The organism is Ramlibacter pinisoli, from assembly GCF_009758015.1.
Classification (GTDB): Bacteria; Pseudomonadota; Gammaproteobacteria; order Burkholderiales; family Burkholderiaceae_C; genus Ramlibacter; species Ramlibacter pinisoli.
In genome coordinates, this window is sequence record NZ_WSEL01000003.1 from 336,613 (window position 1) to 354,993 (window position 18,381).

General features: G+C 69.5%; 18 protein-coding genes. 9 read left to right on the forward strand and 9 right to left on the reverse strand.

The annotated features are described in order from the left end of the window. Positions 1-39: 39 nt before the first annotated feature. Positions 40-855, forward strand: coding sequence for a heme-dependent oxidative N-demethylase subunit alpha family protein (locus tag GON04_RS02805; RefSeq protein WP_157396476.1), 816 nt, complete (start codon positions 40-42; stop codon positions 853-855). Continuing rightward, entirely contained in the window at positions 855-1,742 is an 888-nt protein-coding gene (locus GON04_RS02810) for an AEC family transporter (protein ID WP_198349192.1), read from the forward strand. Before GON04_RS02805 ends, GON04_RS02810 begins: the two co-directional genes overlap by 1 nt. On the opposite strand, the gene GON04_RS02815 is transcribed toward GON04_RS02810, so the two are convergent. After that, the gene (locus GON04_RS02815) at positions 1,736-2,401 is read right to left on the reverse strand and encodes a hypothetical protein (protein WP_157396477.1); all 666 of its coding nucleotides are present in this window, start codon (positions 2,399-2,401) and stop codon (positions 1,736-1,738) included. The two genes, GON04_RS02810 and GON04_RS02815, sit on opposite strands and share 7 nt — an antisense overlap. Before the next feature lie 75 nt (positions 2,402-2,476). Between GON04_RS02815 and GON04_RS02820 the strand changes: the two genes are divergently transcribed. Continuing rightward, the gene (locus tag GON04_RS02820) at positions 2,477-3,340 is read left to right on the forward strand and encodes an LOG family protein (protein ID WP_157396478.1); all 864 of its coding nucleotides are present in this window, start codon (positions 2,477-2,479) and stop codon (positions 3,338-3,340) included. Here the strand turns inward: GON04_RS02820 and GON04_RS02825 are convergent. The 7 genes from GON04_RS02825 to GON04_RS02855 all read right to left on the reverse strand — a co-directional run bounded on the left by GON04_RS02825 (position 3,328) and on the right by GON04_RS02855 (position 10,647). After that, positions 3,328-4,482 (reverse strand): MFS transporter, encoded by a 1,155-nt coding sequence (locus GON04_RS02825; RefSeq protein WP_157396479.1) that lies wholly within the window; start codon positions 4,480-4,482, stop codon positions 3,328-3,330. The two genes, GON04_RS02820 and GON04_RS02825, sit on opposite strands and share 13 nt — an antisense overlap. Positions 4,483-4,490: 8 nt before the next feature. Then, positions 4,491-5,846, reverse strand: a complete 1,356-nt coding sequence (locus tag GON04_RS02830; protein WP_157396480.1) for a DNA recombination protein RmuC — start codon at positions 5,844-5,846, stop codon at positions 4,491-4,493. 2 nt (positions 5,847-5,848) lie between these two features. Continuing rightward, on the reverse strand, positions 5,849-6,829 hold the full coding sequence (locus GON04_RS02835; RefSeq protein ID WP_157396481.1) for a 2-hydroxyacid dehydrogenase: 981 nt from the start codon (positions 6,827-6,829) through the stop codon (positions 5,849-5,851). Between the two features lie 8 nt (positions 6,830-6,837). Then, positions 6,838-8,196 carry a sodium:proton antiporter gene (locus GON04_RS02840; protein ID WP_157398312.1) on the reverse strand — a complete coding sequence of 453 codons (1,359 nt, stop codon included), beginning with the start codon at positions 8,194-8,196 and terminating at the stop codon, positions 6,838-6,840. Between the two features lie 359 nt (positions 8,197-8,555). Continuing rightward, positions 8,556-9,281: a nitroreductase gene (locus GON04_RS02845; protein WP_157396482.1), complete on the reverse strand. Its 726-nt coding sequence runs from the start codon at positions 9,279-9,281 to the stop codon at positions 8,556-8,558. Beyond that, the gene (locus tag GON04_RS02850) at positions 9,278-9,724 is read right to left on the reverse strand and encodes an acyl-CoA thioesterase (RefSeq protein WP_157396483.1); all 447 of its coding nucleotides are present in this window, start codon (positions 9,722-9,724) and stop codon (positions 9,278-9,280) included. The genes GON04_RS02845 and GON04_RS02850 overlap by 4 nt, the downstream gene beginning before the upstream one ends. Beyond that, positions 9,721-10,647 carry a histone deacetylase family protein gene (locus GON04_RS02855; RefSeq protein ID WP_181653855.1) on the reverse strand — a complete coding sequence of 309 codons (927 nt, stop codon included), beginning with the start codon at positions 10,645-10,647 and terminating at the stop codon, positions 9,721-9,723. Before GON04_RS02855 ends, GON04_RS02850 begins: the two co-directional genes overlap by 4 nt. Positions 10,648-10,825: 178 nt before the next feature. On the opposite strand from GON04_RS02855, the gene GON04_RS02860 reads away from it, so the two are divergent. Beyond that, positions 10,826-11,371: a phasin family protein gene (locus GON04_RS02860; RefSeq protein ID WP_157396485.1), complete on the forward strand. Its 546-nt coding sequence runs from the start codon at positions 10,826-10,828 to the stop codon at positions 11,369-11,371. 240 nt (positions 11,372-11,611) lie between these two features. Here GON04_RS02860 and GON04_RS02865 read toward each other — a convergent pair whose 3' ends face one another. Beyond that, the gene (locus GON04_RS02865) at positions 11,612-12,550 is read right to left on the reverse strand and encodes a patatin-like phospholipase family protein (RefSeq protein WP_157398313.1); all 939 of its coding nucleotides are present in this window, start codon (positions 12,548-12,550) and stop codon (positions 11,612-11,614) included. A 46-nt stretch (positions 12,551-12,596) separates the two neighbouring features. On the opposite strand from GON04_RS02865, the gene GON04_RS02870 reads away from it, so the two are divergent. From GON04_RS02870 to GON04_RS02890, 5 genes are all read left to right on the forward strand, one after another. Continuing rightward, entirely contained in the window at positions 12,597-13,652 is a 1,056-nt protein-coding gene (locus tag GON04_RS02870; RefSeq protein WP_157396486.1) for an extracellular solute-binding protein, read from the forward strand. A 129-nt stretch (positions 13,653-13,781) separates the two neighbouring features. Then, positions 13,782-14,540 (forward strand): 3-hydroxyacyl-CoA dehydrogenase, encoded by a 759-nt coding sequence (locus tag GON04_RS02875; protein WP_157396487.1) that lies wholly within the window; start codon positions 13,782-13,784, stop codon positions 14,538-14,540. 7 nt (positions 14,541-14,547) lie between these two features. After that, positions 14,548-16,353 (forward strand): gamma-glutamyltransferase family protein, encoded by a 1,806-nt coding sequence (locus tag GON04_RS02880; protein ID WP_338050877.1) that lies wholly within the window; start codon positions 14,548-14,550, stop codon positions 16,351-16,353. Between the two features lie 52 nt (positions 16,354-16,405). Next, positions 16,406-17,431: an amino acid ABC transporter substrate-binding protein gene (locus tag GON04_RS02885; protein WP_157396488.1), complete on the forward strand. Its 1,026-nt coding sequence runs from the start codon at positions 16,406-16,408 to the stop codon at positions 17,429-17,431. Next, positions 17,431-18,378: an ABC transporter permease subunit gene (locus GON04_RS02890; RefSeq protein ID WP_157396489.1), complete on the forward strand. Its 948-nt coding sequence runs from the start codon at positions 17,431-17,433 to the stop codon at positions 18,376-18,378. Before GON04_RS02885 ends, GON04_RS02890 begins: the two co-directional genes overlap by 1 nt. The last annotated feature ends 3 nt before the right edge of the window (positions 18,379-18,381 follow it).

Sequence of the window (18,381 nt, forward strand, 5' to 3'; positions counted from 1 at the left end):
CGACGCGCACCACCCAAGGCTCCGCAAGGAGCCTTTTTCATGCCGGAGCCGTCCCTGGATTTCGACCCCGCCCTGATCGTTGCGCCGTTCCGGATGCAGCCCGGGCTGCGGCGACTGCCGACCGGCGCGCCGCAACTGACGGCCCTGGACCCGGCCAGCCGGTTGTTCGCGGAAAAGAGGCGGGTCGTGGTGGCCGGCGCCGCCCGGCATGCGGTTCCGGGTTTCGACCCCGGTCCAGCCATGGCTGCCCTGGCTGCCCAGGCACGGGACCAAGGCCTGGCGTGGCCGGCCGACGACCGGCCGGAGCTCGCATTCGAGGAAGACTTCGCCGTCCTCGACGGCGCGACCGGCAGCCTGCCCTGGCTGAGCGTCTGCGTGCCGTCGCACTGGGCGCCCGAGGACAAGCTCGGGCTCGACTTCGCTGCCCTGCACGGCCACGTGGCCGACAACACGCTGCTGCTGGCGGCGGGACCCCAGCTGGTCGAGCTGGCGACCTCGGGCGAGCGCTGGGAACGCCACGTCTGGACGCTGACGCCCTCCCCCCGCCATGACCAGCATCCCCGGCGCCACGGGCGCGAGCCCTGGCCGGCCGGCATGGACCCCGAGGCGTTCGCGCAGGCCACCTGGCTGCGCGCCGAACGCCAGACCTTCCTGCCGGTCGGGGGCGGCACGCGCCAGGCGGTGTTCACCATCCGCGTGATGCTCGCCCGCTTGCAGGATGCCATCGCCACGCCCGACGACAGTCGGCGCCTGCACGACGCCCTCGCGTCCATGACGCCCGCCGTGCTCGCGTACAAGGGCCTTGCGGCGGCCCGCGAGCCGCTGCTGCGCTGGCTGTCGTCCCGGATGGCCTGATGGACCTGCTGCTGCGCATCGCCGGAGTCATCGTGCCGGTGTTCTTCATCGTCGCGGTCGGCTATGCGTACGGGCGCCGCGTCCGGCCCGACCTCGGCACGTTCAACCGCATCGTGCTCGACGTGATGGCGCCGATGCTGGTCTACACCGGCCTGGCGAACAAGGATTTCCACCTGGCCGAGCACCAGGGACTGATCGTCGCCGGCGCGCTCGTTGTGCTCCTGTCGGGGCTTGCGGCCTGGGCGCTCGCGCGCACCGCCGGCGCCCAGCCGAGGACGCTGGTGCCGGTGGTGATGTTCAACAACTCCGGCAACATGGGCCTGCCGCTGGCCATGCTGGCCTTCGGCCCCTCCCAATTCGGTGCCGCCGTGGCGCTGTTCTCCGTCAGCAGCCTGTTCCACTTTTCCCTCGGCGCACGCATCACCAGCGCCCACGCCACCACGCGCGAGCTGCTGCTCAGCCCCCTCATGGTGTCCTCGGCGCTCGGCTTCGCCAGTGCCTTCTCGGGTGTGAGGCCCCCCGAGATCCTGATGACGGGGATGCGGATGTTGGGTGAGCCGATGCTGCCGTTGATGCTGCTGGCGCTCGGCGTCCGCCTGACGGCGCTGCGCCGGTCGGACGTGTCACCCGGCCTGCTGGGGGCATTCGCCCGGCCCCTGATCGGGCTGGGACTGGCCCTGCCGCTGGCCTGGTGGCTCGACCTGGCACCGGACGCGCGCGCCCAGCTGATGCTGTTCGCGGCCCTGCCCCCGGCGGTGATGCAGTTCCTGCTGGCCGAACGCTATCGCCAGGAACCGCAGCGCGTGGCCGCCATGATCCTGCTGGGGAACGCGTTGGCAGTGGTGTTCGTGCCGCTCGCGCTGGTCCTCGCGCTGCAGCGTCAGTAGAGGCGACGCGCCAGCAGCACGGCCAGCACCACGAAGACCACGAAGCTCGTGCTGGCCACCGAGACCCAGAGCACATGCTGGCCGGCCACCGCCACCGGCCCATCGGAGGCCAGGCCCGCCGGCCAGGGCGTGGCCGATGGCAGCCATCCCACCAGCTCCGAAGCAGCGTCGGGCGTGAACAGTTCCAGCCGCACGATGTGCAGCGGCTGGTCGTCCGGCCCGCGCAAGCCGAGCTCGACTTCCGAGCCGCGCACGCGCGCGTGCACGATGTCCTTCAGGGGCAGCTTGACCCGGTCGTCTTTCCAGCCCAGCCCCTTGCGGAACCGTCCCGCGATGCGCAAGGCGTCGTTCTGCACGCGCGCCTCGACCTCGCCATGGAACGCTGGAATGCCGTGGCCGCGGCCGCTGACGCTGCGCAGGCTGGCCGGAAAGGTGGCCTGGACGATGGAAAAGCCGCCGGTGCGGTTCGGCTGGAAGTCGTTGGAGCGCGGCCGGCGGCCGATGAGGCTCGCGACGGTCAGCTGGTTGCCGTCGGTATCGACCAGCACGTGGTCGCTGTCGAGGGCACCCTTGATGCGCATGCCGACAATGGTGCGCCGGTCGTACGGCCCCACCTTGCGTCCCTCCAGCACGACATGGAACAGCGGGTCCTTGTCCATCGTGTCGTCTCCCTGATTTTTTGTGGCGGCAAGGATAACGCCAGCGCACAGGGCTTTCCCGTCAGAATGCCAATCATGTCTTCCACCCGCAACATCCACGACAACCGCCTCGCCGATGCCTGGGCCACCCTGAAGGCCCATTCCGACGCCGGGCTGCCGCTGGACCCCGACGCGAGCCGCTTGGCCTTCGCCGACCCCGAATTCCTGCTGCGCCGCGAGACGCGCGGCATCCGGATCCAGCTCGAGCTGCTCAAGCCCGACCTCGAACAGCACGCGCGCGGCATCGAGAACACGATCGTGGTCTTCGGCAGTGCCCGCTTCCGCAGCGAGGAAGAGGCCACGGCCCTCGTCACGGCGGCGGAAGCCGGCGGCGACGAGACGGCGATCCGGCGTGCCCGCGCCCTCGCGCGCAATTCGCACTACTACGAGAAGGCGCGCGCCTTCGGCCGCATGGTGGCGCAGTACAGCGCGGGCAAGGATCCGCGCGACATGCTGTTCATCTGCACCGGCGGCGGCCCCGGCATCATGCAGGCGGCCAACCGCGGCGCCTTCGAGGGCGACGGCGTCAGCGTCGGCCTGTCGATCGCCCTGCCCATGGAGGAGGCCGCCAACCCCTACGTCACGCCGGAGCTGTCGTTCAAGTTCCACTACTTCGCGCTGCGCAAGATGCATTTCATGATGCGTGCCAAGGCGCTGGTGGCCTTCCCGGGCGGCTTCGGCACGCTCGACGAACTGTTCGAGGTCATCACCCTGGTGCAGACCCGCAAGGCCCGGCAGGTGCCCATCGTGCTGTTCGGCTCCGACTACTGGAAACGCCTGATCGACTTCGACATGCTGATCGACGAAGGCGTGGTCTCCCCGGCCGACCTGGCCCTGTTCCAGTACGCCGACGAGCCCCAGGCGGCCTGGGACTACATCCGCCGCTTCTACGGGCTGTGAGGCGAGGCGGCGCGCAAGCCGTACGCCATCCGGGTGCCGCTGCCGACCGCGGCAGCCACGACCCAGAACACGCCGGCGATGCCGATCACCGCCCCGGCCGCCCCGAACAGCAGGGGCATGCTCACGCTCGAGGCGTTGATCGCCATCAGGCGTAGGCCCACGGCCTGCCCATGGCGGTGTTCGGGTGTGATCTGGTGCAGCGTGCTCATGACCATGGGCTGGACCATGCCCAACGCAATGCCCAGCAGGATGGAGCACAGCCCCATCGCCAGCGCGCCTTGCGTGAACGGATAGAGGGTGAACAGCACGGCCGTCGCCGCCATGGCCGCGGTGATCACGGCCCACTCCGCCACCCGGGCGGCGATGACGGGCAACAGCACGCGCACGATGGCGGCAGCCACGGCGAACGCGCCCAGGATGGTGCCGATGACGGAGGCCGACAGGCCGCGTTCATGCCCCAGCACCGGCACCACGAATGTGTGCACGTCCCAGCACGAGGACAGCAGCCAGTTGACCAGCAGCAGGCGGCGGAACATGGGCTCGCGCAGCAGGTCCCAGGCCGGGCCGGGCCGCGTCCCGTGCGGCGCCTGGACAGGTGGCAGCTCGCGTGCCCCGCGCACCCACGCCCAGCCGATCAGGGGCAGCACGGCCACCAGGAGGAAGGCGAGCCGGAAGCCGCCGTGGTCGATCACCAGCCCGGCGGCGAAGGGGCCGAGGAAATTGGAGAAGGCCGGGCCGATGGCCAGCCAGGAAAACACCTGCCGCAGCTGGGTGCCCCCCTCGGCCGCACGGCCCGCATGCCGCTGGAGCGCGATGCTCGCGGCACCGGTGGCTCCGCCGGTCAGCAACGCGGCCACGCACAGCACGGGAAAGACGGGAAAGGCCACCGCCAGCGCCCCACCGAATGCCGCGGCGCAGACCGACCATCCGAACGGCCGCCGCAGCCCGTGCAGGTCGGCGTAGCGACCGGCCGGCAGGGCCAGGAAGACCTGCGTCAGCGCGAACAGCGCCAGCAGGATGCCGACGGCCGCCTCGCTGTAGCCGGCCCGCAGCGCCATCAGGGGCGCGGCCATCCGCAGCCCCGCCATGCTGGCATGCAGGAACACCTGCCCGGTGATCAGGCGTGCGAGTTCCTTGTTCATGCCCCCGGTCATCTGCTGGAGTGGTCCCCATCCGCGAGCGTCGGCAGCAGGGCCTGGGCCTGTTCGTCGGGCAGCGCTTCCACGACCTTCAATGCGCGGCGCATCTGGTTGGTGCGCGTCTGGGCGGTGTCGAGCGTCTCCGACGCCTTGCGCATCTGGTCGCGGATCTTCTCGACCCACCCGCCATAGCGGTCGAACTCGGTCTTGACGGCGCCCAGCACCTTCCAGACCTCGGATGCCTGCCGCTCCAGGGCCAGCGTGCGGAACCCCATGTGCAGGCTGTTGAGCATGGCCAGGAAGGTCGTCGGGCCGGCCAGCGTGACCCGGTAGTCGCGCTGCAGGTGGTCCATCAGGCCGGGCCGGCGCAGCACCTCGGCGTACAGGCTCTCGATGGGCAGGAACAGGATGGCGAAGTCGGTGGTGTGCGGCGGGGCCAGGTACGACTCGCAGATCGACCGGGCTTCCTGGCGGATGCGCACCTCGAGCGCACGACCTGCGCTCTCCACGCCGGCGGCATCGGCACGGTCGTGGGCGTCGAGCAGCCGCTCGTAGTCGTCGCGCGGGAACTTGGCGTCGACGGGCAGCCACACCGGCGTGCCGTCGGCGCTGCGGCCCGGGAACCGGACGGCGAAATCGACCCGCTGGTTGCTGTGCGGCTTGGTCTCGACCTGGCGGCCGTACTGCTCCGGCGTGAGCACCTGCTCGAGCAGCGCCTCGAGTTGCACCTCGCCGAACATGCCCCGCGTCTTGACGTTGGTCAGCACGCGCTGCAGGTCGCCCACGCCCTGGGCCAGCGACTGCATCTCGCCCAGGCCCTTGTGCACCTGCTCCAGGCGCTCGGCGACCTGGCGGAAGCTCTCGCCCAGCCGTGTCTCCAGGGTGGTCTGCAGCTTCTCGTCGACCGTCTTGCGCATCTCGTCGAGCTTGGCGGTGTTGGACTGCTGCAGGATGGACAGCTGCGCTTCCAGCGTGGCGCGCACTTCCGCGATGCGCCGGGCGTTCTGCTCCGACAGGTCCTGCAGCTGGTGGGTGAGCGTGTCCGCCAGCGTCTTTTGCAGCAACGCGAGCTGTTGCGCGAAGGCATCGATCTGCGTGTTCTGCGTCCTCGTGGCCTCGGCCGCCTGCTTGACCACCGCGTCCTGGAACGTGGCCAGCGTGTGCGTCATTTCCTGCCGGGCACCGCGCGAGGACTCCGCGATCTCGCGCCTCAGTTCGCGCTCCACCCGCTCGCTGGCAGCCAGCAGCTCGGCTCGGCCGGTCTCCGGCTGGACCGGCTTGCGCACCAGCAGGACAATGACCAGCGCCAGCGTGATCAGGACCGCCAGGCTGGCAATGCCCAGCCCGGCCAGCAACCACGGCTCCATGCTCAGCCCAGCACCTCGGGATTCAGCGGCGTAAGCGGTTTTCCGTTCACCAGGAAGGCGATCAGGTTGTCGGCCGCCAGGTCGGCCATGGCGCGCCGGGTGGGCACGGACGCACTGGCGATGTGCGGCGTGAGCACCACGTTCGGGACGGCCAGCAGGTCGGGATGCACCTTGGGCTCGCCCTCGAACACATCCAGCCCCGCGGCCGCGATGCGGCGCTCGCGCAGTGCCTGGGCCAGGGCAGCGTCGTCGACGATGCCACCGCGGGCGACGTTGACGAGGGTGGCCGTGGGCTTCATCAGGGCGAGTTCGGCCGCGCCGATCGCATGGTGGGACGACGCCGAGTACGGCAGCACCAGCACCAGGTGGTCGGCCGTGCGCAGCAGTTCCTCCTTGGACACGTAGCTGGCCTTGCAGGAGGCCTCGAGGTCGGACGTCAGGCGCGAGCGGTTGTGGTAGATCACCCGCATGCCGAAGCCGTGCGCGCCGCGGCGGGCGATGCCCTGCCCGATGCGGCCCATGCCCAGGATGCCGAGGGTGCTGCCATGCACGTCGGAGCCGGCGAACATGTCATAGGCCCACTTGGTCCACTTGCCCGCCCGCAGGTAATGCTCGCTTTCGGTGACGCGCCGGGCAGTCGCCATCAGCAGCGCGAAGCCGAAGTCCGCCGTGGTCTCGGTCAGCACGTCGGGCGTGTTCGTGCCCAGCACCTTGGCGGCGGTCATCGCCGGCAGGTCGAAGTTGTTGTAGCCCACGGCCATGTTGGCGCAGATGCGCAGCTGCGGGCAGGCGGCCAGGACCGCCGCGTCGATGCGCTCGCCACCGGTCGTGAAGACGCCGACCTTGCCTTGCAGGCGGGCGACGAGCTCGTCACGCGTCCAGGAGGCGTCGGCCTGGTTGTGCTCGACTTCGAAATGCTGTCCGAGGCGGGCGATGACTTCCGGGAAGACGGCGCGCGCCACGAGGATGGAAGGCTTGGTCATGGGTGTGCTCAGCGGAACCAGATGAAGGTCATGATCGCGAACAGCGGCAGCAGGAACGCCGCCGACCACGCCATGTACCCGAAGAAGCCCGGCATTGTGACACCGCGATCCTCGGCGATGGCCTTGACCATCAGGTTGGGAGCGTTGCCGATGTAGGTGTTGGCTCCCATGAAGACGGAGCCGGCGGAGATGGCGGCCAGGGTGGGCGCCAGGATCGTCATGAGCGCGCCGGGATCGCCGCCCGCGGTGTTGAAGAAGACCAGGTACGTCGGCGCGTTGTCCAGGAAGGAGCTGAGCACGCCCGAGGCCCAGAAATACATCGCCGGATCGGGGCTTCCGTCGGGGCGCGTGACGGCGGCGATGACGGGGCCGAACGGCCCGTCGAGGCCGGCGCGCAGCATCGCGATCACCGGGATGATGGTCAGGAAGATGCCGGCGAACAGCTTGGCCACTTCCTGCATCGGGGCCCAGGAGAACTGGTTGGCCAGGTGCACCGCCCGGGGCGTGATCTGGAGCGAGACCAGCGTCACCAGCAGCAGGCCGACGTCGCGCACCAGGCCCGGCAGGCCGACCGGCGTTCCGGCGATCTCGATCGCGACGTCGGACCGCCAGGTCCCTGACAGCAACACGAGGAAAACGATCACCGCCAGCAGCCAGAAGTTGCGCGCGCCGTCGAACCCGATCGCGAGCGTGTCCGGGGTCGGGTCGAACGACTGCCGCTCCTCGCGCCGGTGGTAGTACCAGCTGTCCAGCAGGTAGAAGGCGCCCAGCAGGCAGCCGACGAGGAACAGGGTCTCGGGGAAGATCTGTCCCACCGTCCAGAAGAAGTCGATGCCCTTCAGGAAGCCCAGGAACAGCGGCGGATCGCCCAGCGGCGTCAACGAGCCGCCGGCGTTGGACACGATGAAGATGAAGAACACCACCACGTGGGCCTTGTGCTGCCGGTCGTCGTTGGCCCGGATCAACGGCCGGATCAGCAGCATGGAAGCGCCGGTGGTGCCCATGAAGCTGGCCAGCACGGCGCCGATCGCCAAAATCGTGGTGTTCAGCCCCGGGCTGCCATGCAGGTTGCCGCGCACGTGGATGCCGCCGGCCACCGTGAACAGGGCCGTGAGCAGGATCACGAAGGGGATGTACTCCGCCAACAGCGCGTGCACGAGAGCCGCGCCGGCGGCAGCGGGCCCGGACGACGCCGCCAGCGGCACCAGGAAGGCCAGAGCCCAGGCGGCGGCCACCTTGCCGTAGTGGTGGTGCCAGAAGCGCGGGACGAGCAACGGCATCAGCGCGATCGACAGCAGGATGCCGACGAAGGGAATCGCCCAGAAGGCGGAGAACCGGTGCCCGTCCAGGTCGGCGGCCAGCGCCATCTGCGGCAGCCACGCAGTTGCGATCGCCACCGTGCGCGCATGTCTCAAGGGGATGTCTCCTGCATCCGCGCGCCGGCGCGGGCCCGCCGAGCATACCGAAGGCGTCGAACGCGCCCCGCCTGCCTCAGCTGTAGGCCGGAGCCTACGGTCTGTGGCAGGCCGCGCCTACCGTGGCGATGCTGCGACCCGTCCTAAAGTTGAGGCAAGCACCACTCGATCCCATCGCCCGATGGGGTCCGGGCGGAAGCAAGGATTCCGCGGCGTCTGGACAGCGCCGCAGGGGCCGGCGGCAGAGCGGCTCCTTGAGCGCAGGGCGCGGCGCCGAGGCACCGGTACCGCGCCCTCTTTTTGCCCTGGACTCATTCGACCCAGCGCGTGAACGAGGCCACCGGCTCGCGCGGGGTGTGGAAGCTGTTCACGCGGGCCGACACGTCGGCGTACCCCAGCGACATGCCGCAGACCATCATCTCGTCCGGGCCGGCACCGATGTGGGGCAGGATCAGGCGCGCGAAGCCGTTCCAGGCCGCCTGCGGGCAGGTGTGCAGCCCCTCGGCCCGGGCCGCGACCATGAGCGACTGAAGGAACATGCCGTAGTCGACCAGCGATCCTCGGCCCATGATGCGATCGACCGTGAACATCAGGCCGACCGGCGCATCGAAGAAACGGAAGTTGCGCTGGTGCTGCTCGTGCATCCTGGCCTTCTCGCCCTTGACGATGCCCAGCAGGCCGTAGAGGCTCCAGCCGTTCTCGCGCCGGCGATCGATGTACGGCGAGACCCACTTCTGCGGGTAGTAGTCGTATTCCTCGCGGTACGTGTCGGCCAGCGACGGATTGGCGGCGAGCGCATCGTGGGCGGCGCAGACCTTCTCGACCAGGCTGTCCCGGCTGGGGCCCTGCAGCACGTAAACCTTCCAGGGTTGCGTGTTCGTGCCCGACGGCGCCCGGCTGGCAATCGCCAGCAGCTTCTCGATGGTGGCGCGCGGTACCGGCGTGGGCAGGAAGGCCCGGACCGAAAACCGGCTCCCGATGGCCGCGGCGACGCTCGCCGGGTCGGCCACCGTGGTGCTGACCTGCGGCGTGTTCATTGCAGCTCCTCCAGGACCGCCCGCAGCGGGGCCGGCAGGGGCACCGGCCTGCGGGACCCACGGTCGACGTAGACATGGACGAAGTGGCCCTTCGCGGCCGTGACCGGCTCGCCGGCGCCGAACAGGCCGACCTCGTAGCGCACGCTCGACGTCCCAAGCTTCGCGACCCGGATGCCCGCCTCGACGGCCTGGGGAAAGGCCAGCGGCGCGAAGTAGTTGCACTGCGTCTCGATCACCAGGCCGATGGTCGCGCCCCCATGGATGTCGAGGACGCCCTGCTCGATCAGGTACGCGTTGACGGCGGTGTCGAACCAGCTGTAGTAGACGACGTTGTTGACATGCCCGTAGGCGTCGTTGTCCATCCAGCGGGTGGTGATGGGGCGGAAGGCACGGTAGGCCGCACGGGGTTCCGGCCCGGGCTTGTCGGTGACGGGGGCGCTCATCGGCGACGATTCTGCCAGTGGCGCCAGTAGCCGGCAGCCACGCGGAAGGTGTTCACCTGCGCCTGGACTGTGTCCTCCATCCGGTGACCGTACCCGCCGGCCATGGCGAAGGCCAGCGGCAGGCCGCGCTGCGCCGCCCAGTCGAACACGCGCCGATCACGCGCCTCCAGGCCGTCCCAGGTGAGCTTCAGACGCCCCAGCCGGTCGCCCTCATGCGGATCCGCCCCGGCCAGGTAAATCACCAGGCCGGGATCGAAGCGGCGCTCGAGGTCCCCCAGGGCCGTGTCCAGCGCCTCCAGGTATTCGTCGTCACCGCAGCCGTCGGGCAGATCGACATCCAGGTCGCCCGACTCCTTGCGGAACGGGAAGTTCTTCTGCCCGTGCATCGACAGGGTGAACACCGTCGGGTCGTCCCGGAAGATGCGGGCGGTGCCGTTGCCCTGGTGGACGTCGAGGTCGACGATCGCAACCCGCAACGACCGTCCTCGCCGGCCGTGTTCGGCCTGCATGAGCCGCGTGGCGACCGCGGCATCGTTGAAGACGCAGAAACCGCCGCCCCGGTCGGCCATCGCATGGTGGGTGCCACCGGCGATGTTGGCTGCGAGCCCCTCGGCGAAGGCGACCCGGCAGGCCGCTATGGTGGCGCCCACCGACCGCCGGGCTCGCTCCGCCATGGCCGGGCTCCAGGGGAAGCCGATCTCGCGCAGGATGACGGGATCCACGGTTCCGTCAGCGATGCCCTGGATGTAGGCCAGTGTGTGCGCCAGGGCCAGCTCACCGTCGCTGGCAGGCAAAGCCTGCATGAGCTGGACGTCCGGTACCTCAGCCGCCAAACGGTCGCGCAGCAACTGGTACTTGCCCATCGGGAACCGGTGGCCCGGCGGTAGCGGGAGCACGAACTGGGTCGCGTAGTAGACCTGCATCGGGGCCATTGTCCCGGCGGTCCGGGAACCCCGACTTTAGGTGGGAGGCCCTAAATTGTTGCGGCGCAACAAAAAAGCCTTGCAATCCCCGTCCGGCCCCCTACAATTTGACCCATGCTGCACTGCAACAAAACAGGGCAGCGAAGCCAACCGACCATACCACTACGGAGAATCTCTCATGCTGACCGCTGAACAAGTCCTCGCCTCGCAAAAAGCTTCCGTCGAAACCCTCTTCGGCCTGACCACCAAGGCCTTCGAAGGCGTCGAGAAGCTGGTCGAGCTGAACCTGACGGCTTCCAAGGCCGCGCTGGTCGAGGCCGCCGGCACCACCCAGTCGATCCTGGCCGTCAAGGACGCGCAGGAACTGCTGGCCCTGCAAGCCAGCCTGTTCCAGCCCCTGGCCGAGAAGACCGCCGCCTACAGCCGTCACCTGTACGACATCGCCGCCGGCACCGGCGCCGAGTTCGGCAAGACTTTCGAAGCCCAGGCCACCGACGCCCAGAAGAAGTTCATGGCCGTGGTCGACAACGCCGCCAAGAACGCCCCCGCCGGTTCCGAGACCGCCGTGGCCGTGTTCAAGAGCGCCGTTGCAGCTGGCAACAACGCCCTGGAATCGGTGCAGAAGGCCGTCAAGCAAGCCACCGAAGTGGCCGAAGCCAACTTCAACGCTGTCGCCAACACGGCTGTCAGCGCCACCAAGACGACCGCCAAGGCCAAGCGCTGATCGACTCTTGAAACGCCGGGTCCCGCCCGCAGCTCATTGGAGCGGGAACTCCCGACGTCTCGGAGCCTCTATCCGGGACTCTCGTGATGGACGGGAGTTCTTCAGGTTGTCTCCTCGGGTCCTTTCGACACCTTCACGGTTCAGGGATCCTTCAACCCCGGTCGCAAGGCCGGGGTTTTTTTCTGGCCGGTCCGAAAGCGCAGCGGCGCCCCGCTGCCGGGACAGGCCGGACCGGCCAGGTCACTTCGTCTTCGCGGCCATTGCCGCCTTGAGCTGGGGCAGCAATCGCAGCATCGCGGTCCTTCCGGCATCGATCGCCCGGCGCCGCGACGCGAAATCAGCCCCGCTCATGCTCGCGAGGGGTGGACGCACGACCACGTCGGCCTCCTGTAGTTCCCAGCGGTTGATGCTCTTGCCCATGATCGCGAAGGTCTGCATCAGCATCTGCAGGGGATCGGCCGAGGGATTGCCCTCGGTCGCGGCCGAGATGTCGATGGCCAGCACGACGTCGGCGCCCATGCGGCGCGCATACCGCACCGGCACCGGCGCGACCAGGCCCCCATCGACATATTCGGCGCCGTTGATCCGCACGGGCAGGAACACCGCCGGCACGGCACTGGAGGCGCGCACCGCCGTCCCCGTGTCCCCCCGCTGGAACAGCACGCCTTCGCCGGTGTCGAGCCGCGTCGAGACCACGCCCACCGGCATCGCCATCTGCTCGAGCAACCGGTTGCCGACCTGCGCGTTCACATAGCGCGCCAAGGCTTCGCCCTTGAGCACGCCGCGGTTGAACAGGGGCAACGTCCAGTCGGTGAAGGCTGCCTCGTCCATCCCCTCGGCCACCTGCTGCAGCTGAGCACCGGTTCGCCCGGAGGCGTACAGCACGGCCACCAGGCTGCCTGCTGAGGTGCCCACGACCAGGTCCGGGCGCAAGCCTGCCTCTTCCAGCACCTGGATGACGCCAACGTGGGCAAAGCCGCGGGCCGCGCCACCCCCGAGCGCCAAGCCCAGCCGCGGCGGCACGGGGACGCTCACTGCCGGTGGCGCGACAGGAATCGGGACGGGGACGACCGGCCGCTCCGGCGTGGCGCACGCGGCGAGCAGCAGGCAGGCCAGCAGGCAGCCGGACCGCCAGCTGTCGATTTTTGTATTAAGAATGATTCGCGTTTGAGATACCATCCGGCCACCGATTCGCACTTCTTCCGACCCCCTACTCCACGATCCCATGAAAAACCAGCACTTCGCCACGGCCGTCGCCCTCGCGGCCGGCCTCGTCGCCACTGCCTTGCCGGCCGCCGCGCAAGAGCAGGTCCTCAACCTGTACTCGGCCCGCCACTACTCGACCGACGAGGCCCTGTACGCCGACTTCACGAAGGCCACCGGGATCAAGATCAACCGTGTCGATGCCGACGACGCCGGCATTCTGGCTCGGCTGAAAGCCGAGGGCGCCGCCTCTCCGGCCGACGTGATTCTGCTGGTCGACGCCGCGCGCCTCTACAAGGGCGAGGCGGAGGGCCTGTTCAAGCCGGTCAAGTCCAAGGTGCTGGAGGACGCCATCCCGGCCCAGTACCGCGGCACCGCCACCGCCGAAGGCACGCCGTGGTTCGGCTTCTCCACCCGCGCGCGCGTCATCGTCTACGACAAGATCAAGGTCAAGCGCGAGGACGTCGACACCTACGAGGAACTGGGCGATCCCAAGAACAAGGGCCGCATCTGCATTCGCTCGGGCTCGCATCCCTACAACCTGTCCCTGTTCGGCGCCGTGACCGAACACCTCGGTGAAGCCAAGGCGCAGGAATGGCTCAAGGGCGTGCAGGCCAACCTGGCGCGCGACCCCAAGGGCGGCGACTCCGACCAGATCAAGGCCGTGGCGGCCGGCGAGTGCCAGATCGCGGTCAGCAACACCTATTACATCGCCCGGCTCATGCGCTCCAGCAACCCCGAGGACCGGGCAGCGATGGAGAAGGTGAGCGTGGTGTTCCCCAACCAGCAGAGCTGGGGCACGCACGTCAACATTGCCGGCGGCGCCATGGCCAAGAACGCCAAGAACCCCGCTGCCGCCGTGAAGTTCCTGGAATACCTCGCCAGCCCCTCCGCGCAGAACTACTTCGCCAACGGCAACAACGAGTGGCCGGTGGCCAAGGGCGTCAAGACGAACAATGCGGCGCTGACCGCCATGAGCGGCGGCGGCGACTTCAAGACCGAGACCATTCCCCTGGCCGCCGTCGGCGCCAACCAGGTCAAGATCCAGCAGATGCTCGATCGCGTCGGCTTCAAGTGACGCAGGCCGGACGGCGCAGTGGCCGGTCGACAGCATCCCTGCCCGCGTGGGCAGGCAGGAGGGCCGCACCAGCGGCCCTTTTGCCGTCCTTCATAATTGACGTGAACGTCAACACCAGCAGGAGTTTCCATGGACATCAAGGGCAAGGTCTTCATCGTCACCGGTGGCGCGTCGGGCCTGGGTGAGGGAACGGCGCGCATGCTCGCGGCCGAGGGCGGCAAGGTCGTCATCGCCGACATGCAGGCCGACAAGGGCGAGGCCGTCGCGCGCGAGATCGGCGGCGCCTTCGTCAAGTGCGACGTGAGCCAGGAGGCCGATGGCCAGGCGGTCGTCGCCAAGGCCGTGTCCCTGGGCAAGCTAATGGGCCTGGTCAACTGCGCCGGCATCGCGCCGGCCGAAAAGACCGTGGGCAAGAACGGCGCGCACAACTTCGCCCTGTTCGCCAAGACCGTCACGGTCAACCTGGTGGGCAGCTTCAACATGATCCGGTTGGCCGCCGAGGCGATGGGCAAGAACGACCCGGAGCCGACGGGCGAGCGCGGTTGCCTGATTTCCACCGCGTCCGTGGCGGCCTATGACGGCCAGATCGGGCAGGCCGCGTACAGCGCGTCCAAGGGCGGCGTCGTCGGCATGACCCTGCCGATCGCCCGCGACCTGGCTCGCAGCGGCATCCGCAACATGACCATCGCCCCCGGCATCTTCGGCACGCCCATGCTGTTCGGCATGCCCAAGGAAGTGCAGGACTCGCTCGCCGCCAGCGTGCCCTTCCCCTCGCGCCTGGGCACGCCGCAGGACTACGCCCGCCTGGCCAAGCACATCTTCGAGAACGACATGCTCAACGGCGAGGTGATCCGCCTCGACGGTGCGATCCGCCTGGCTCCGCGCTGATGGTCTGGTGACTCCGGGCACGCGCCGCCTGGCCGCGCGTTGGGGCGCGGCGCTGCTGGCCGCACTGCTGGCCGGCTGCGCAGCGCCCCCTGAACCCGTCCAGGCGCAGCCCGAGGCGGCCTCCGGCTGGACGCCCAAGTCGACCTGGACCGGCGCCCGTTTCGCCGTCGCCGCCGCCAATCCACTGGCCACCGAGGCCGGCGTCCGGATCCTGCGGGCCGGCGGGTCCGCGATCGATGCTGCCGTCGCCGTGCAAATGGTGCTGGCGCTGGTCGAACCACAGTCCAGCGGGATCGGCGGTGGTGCCTTCCTGCTGTACCACGACGGCCGGACGACCGAAGCGTTCGATGGTCGCGAGACGGCGCCGGCCGCGGCGACGGATGACTTGTTCCTGCGTGCCGACGGACAGCCGATGGCCTTGCGCGAGGCGATGGTCGGCGGCCGCGCAGTCGGCGTCCCCGGCGCGGTGGCGATGCTGCAGCAAGTCCACCGCCGCCACGGACGCCTGCCCTGGCGCACCTTGTTCGAGCCGGCGATCCGCCTGGCCGACGAGGGATTCGCGGTCAGTCCCCGCCTGCACGCGCTGCTGGCGGAGGACGCCGATCTGGTGCGGGACCCGGTCGCCGCCCGCTACTTCTACGATGATGCGGGCCGGCCCTGGCCGGCCGGCCACCGCTTGCGCAACCCCGAACTCGCAGCGGTCCTGCGCGCCATCGCCGAGGGGGGTGCAGATGCCCTCGCGCAAGGCGAGGTGGCGCAGGCCATCGTCGGGGCGGTGCGGGGGCACGCCAGGAACCCGGGCCGCCTTGCCGCACGCGACCTCGCGGCGTACCGGCCGGTCGAGCGCCCGCCGTTGTGCTTCGACCACCTGGTCTACCGGGTGTGCGGCATGCCGCCGCCCAGTTCGGGCCAGGTTGCCATCGGCCAGATCCTGGGCCTCCTGCAAGCCGCCGGCGCCGACCGCGAGCCGGCTGGCGACGGCCCATCGGGTCGCTGGCTGCACCTCTACACCGAAGCCTCGCGCCTGGCCTTCGCGGACCGGGCACAGTACGTGGCCGACCCGGCCTTCGTCCCGCCGCCCGCCGGCGGCTGGGGCTCGCTGCTGGCGCCCCGCTACCTGGCGGAGCGTGCCCACCTGATCGGCGAGATCCGGCAGCCGACGGTCGCGCCGGGACGGACCGACAACAGGCCGGTGGCCCACGCGCCGATGGCGGACCAGGTCGAGGAAGGCACGTCGCACGTGTCCGTGATCGATGGGGCCGGGCACGCACTCGCGCTGACCACCAGCATCGAGGCGGCCTGGGGCTCCCATGTCATGGTCAACCGGGGCCACGGGCTGGCGGGCGGCTTCCTGCTCAACAACCAGCTCACCGACTTCAGCTTCCTGCCCCGCGATGCCCAGGGCCGCCCGGTCGCCAACCGCGTCGAGCCCGGCAAGCGGCCGCGCTCGTCCATGGCCCCTACCCTGGTCTTCGACCGGGCCACCGGCCAGCCCGTGCTCGTCGCGGGCAGCCCCGGTGGAACCATGATCATCCACTACGTCGCCCGGACGCTCTGGGGCCTGTGGCACTGGCACCTGGGCCTGCAGCAAGCGGTGGACGGGCCCAATTTCGGGGTGGCCGGGAGCGACGCGCCGCTCCTGGTGGAACCCGGCCGGATCCCCGACACCGCGCTGGCTGGCGTCGGCGCACGCGGCCACCGAATCCAGGCCTCGGCGCTCACCAGCGGGTTGCAGCTCCTGGCCCGCACGCCGGACGGACGCATCACCGGCGCTGCCGATCCTCGCCGCGAGGGCGTCGTCGCCGGCGAGTAACCCGGCGTCCGCACAAACCGGCTAAATTCGACGACTGTTCCGGAGGACCCCAATGACAAGAAACCCGTACAAATGGATGGCGGCCCTGGCCTGCGTGCTGGCCTCGCAGGGCGCCTGGGCAGGCAGGACGCTCGACGGCATCAAGCAGAGGGGACAGCTCGTCTGCGGCGTCAGCAGCGGTGTCGCCGGCTTTTCGCAGGCCGACAGCAACGGCCAGTGGTCCGGACTCGACGTCGACATCTGCCGCGCCATCGCTGCCAGCGTGCTCGGGGACGGCGCCAAGGTGAAATTCGTGCCGCTGGTCTCGCAGCAGCGCTTCGCCGCCCTGCAGTCGGGCGAAGTGGACATCCTGTCGCGCAACACCACCTGGACCCTGACGCGCGACGCCTCGCTCGGGCTCAATTTCGTCGGCATCGCCTACTACGACGGCCAGGGCTTCATGGTGCCGGCCAAAGGCAAAGTCAAGAGCGCCAAGCAGCTCAAGAACGCGACGGTGTGCGTCCAGTCCGGCACCACCACGGAGAAGAACCTGAGCGACTTCTCGCGCGCCAACAACCTCAACCTGAAGCCGGTGGTGTTCGAGAAGTTCGACGCCGCCAACGCCGCCTACTTTTCCGGCCGCTGCCAGGCGTACACGACCGATGCGTCCGGCCTCGCGTCGGTGCGCAACAAGGAAGCCAAGAGCCCGGCCGACCACGTGATCCTGCCCGAGCTCATCTCCAAGGAACCGCTGGGGCCGGCGGTGCGCCGCGGCGACGACGAGTTCTTCGCCATCGCCAAGTGGGTCCTCTACGGCCTGATCGAGGCCGAGGAATACGGCATCACCCAGGGCACGGTCGATGCCCTGGCGCGTGACAGCAAGGACCCGGCGGTCGGGCGCCTGCTCGGCACGACGGAGGACACCGGCAAGCTGCTCGGCCTCGACAAGGACTGGCTGGCCCGCGCCGTCAAGGCGACCGGCAATTACGGCGAGATCTTCGAACGCAACGTGGGTCCCAAGAGCGCACTTGCCCTGCCGCGCGGCAGCAACAACCTGTGGAACAAGGGCGGCCTGATGTACGCCCCGCCCGTGCGCTGATGCCGGTCGCGGCCCGGCCGGCGCCCCGGCGCGCCGCGCAGCCCGGCCGCTGGCGCGCCTGGGTCTACCAGGCGTTGCTGGTCGTGGTGGTGGTCGCGGCCGTTGCCGTGCTGGCGCATGTCACCCTGGCCCACATGCGCGAGCGGGGGATCCGCAGCGGCTTCGGCTTCCTGGGCGATCCGGCCGGGTTCGACATCGGCGAGGGCTGGCTGCCCTACCAGCCCTCCAGTCCCTACTGGCAGGCCTTCCTGGCCGGCATCGTCAACACCCTGCGCGCGGCCATCCCGGCCATCGTCGCCTGCACCCTGATCGGCGTCGCGCTCGGCGTCGGCCGGTTGGCCCCCAATGCGCCGCTCAGGGGCCTGTGTCGGGCCTGGGTGGAGGTGGCCCGCAACGTGCCCCTGCTGCTGCAATTGCTCACGTGGTACCTGCTGCTGACGGAGTACCTGCCTTCCGTCGACGAAGCGTGGACCCTGGGCACGGTCGCGCGCCTGAGCAAGAACGGGCTGGAATTCGGCGACGAATTCGCATCAGCGCTGTCGCCCGAATACCTGGCCGTGGTGCTGGGCCTGACCGTGTACACCTCCGCGTACGTGGCCGAAGTCGTGCGCGCCGGCATCCTGGCCGTGCCGGAAGGCCAGGTCGAAGCCGCCGAGGCCCTCGGGCTGCTGCCGGCGCAGAAGCTGCGGCTGGTGGTCCTGCCCCAGGCACTGCGCCTGATTGTTCCGCCCCTGACCAACCAGTACCTGAATCTCACCAAGAACTCCTCGCTCGCCGTGGCCGTGGGCTACCCCGACCTGGTCTCCGTCGCGAACACGTCCCTGAACCAGTCCGGTCGCGCGGTGGAGTGCATCGCGATCATCATGGCCGTGTACCTCGTGCTGTCGCTGGCCACCGCCTGGATGATGGGCGCGGTGAACCGCCGGGCGGCCCTGCGGGAGCGCTAGCCG

Coding starts and splice junctions, on each gene's coding strand:
- GON04_RS02890 (WP_157396489.1), top strand. CDS start 17,431: ATGCCGGTCGCGGCCCGGCCGGCGCCCCGGCGCGCCGCGCAGCCCGGC.
- GON04_RS02805 (WP_157396476.1), top strand. CDS start 40: ATGCCGGAGCCGTCCCTGGATTTCGACCCCGCCCTGATCGTTGCGCCG.
- GON04_RS02875 (WP_157396487.1), top strand. CDS start 13,782: ATGGACATCAAGGGCAAGGTCTTCATCGTCACCGGTGGCGCGTCGGGC.
- GON04_RS02865 (WP_157398313.1), bottom strand. CDS start 12,550: ATGGTATCTCAAACGCGAATCATTCTTAATACAAAAATCGACAGCTGG.
- GON04_RS02830 (WP_157396480.1), bottom strand. CDS start 5,846: ATGGAGCCGTGGTTGCTGGCCGGGCTGGGCATTGCCAGCCTGGCGGTC.
- GON04_RS02810 (WP_198349192.1), top strand. CDS start 855: ATGGACCTGCTGCTGCGCATCGCCGGAGTCATCGTGCCGGTGTTCTTC.
- GON04_RS02815 (WP_157396477.1), bottom strand. CDS start 2,401: ATGGACAAGGACCCGCTGTTCCATGTCGTGCTGGAGGGACGCAAGGTG.
- GON04_RS02845 (WP_157396482.1), bottom strand. CDS start 9,281: ATGAACACGCCGCAGGTCAGCACCACGGTGGCCGACCCGGCGAGCGTC.
- GON04_RS02820 (WP_157396478.1), top strand. CDS start 2,477: ATGTCTTCCACCCGCAACATCCACGACAACCGCCTCGCCGATGCCTGG.
- GON04_RS02855 (WP_181653855.1), bottom strand. CDS start 10,647: ATGCAGGTCTACTACGCGACCCAGTTCGTGCTCCCGCTACCGCCGGGC.
- GON04_RS02825 (WP_157396479.1), bottom strand. CDS start 4,482: ATGAACAAGGAACTCGCACGCCTGATCACCGGGCAGGTGTTCCTGCAT.
- GON04_RS02835 (WP_157396481.1), bottom strand. CDS start 6,829: ATGACCAAGCCTTCCATCCTCGTGGCGCGCGCCGTCTTCCCGGAAGTC.
- GON04_RS02840 (WP_157398312.1), bottom strand. CDS start 8,196: ATGGCGCTGGCCGCCGACCTGGACGGGCACCGGTTCTCCGCCTTCTGG.
- GON04_RS02850 (WP_157396483.1), bottom strand. CDS start 9,724: ATGAGCGCCCCCGTCACCGACAAGCCCGGGCCGGAACCCCGTGCGGCC.
- GON04_RS02870 (WP_157396486.1), top strand. CDS start 12,597: ATGAAAAACCAGCACTTCGCCACGGCCGTCGCCCTCGCGGCCGGCCTC.
- GON04_RS02885 (WP_157396488.1), top strand. CDS start 16,406: ATGACAAGAAACCCGTACAAATGGATGGCGGCCCTGGCCTGCGTGCTG.
- GON04_RS02860 (WP_157396485.1), top strand. CDS start 10,826: ATGCTGACCGCTGAACAAGTCCTCGCCTCGCAAAAAGCTTCCGTCGAA.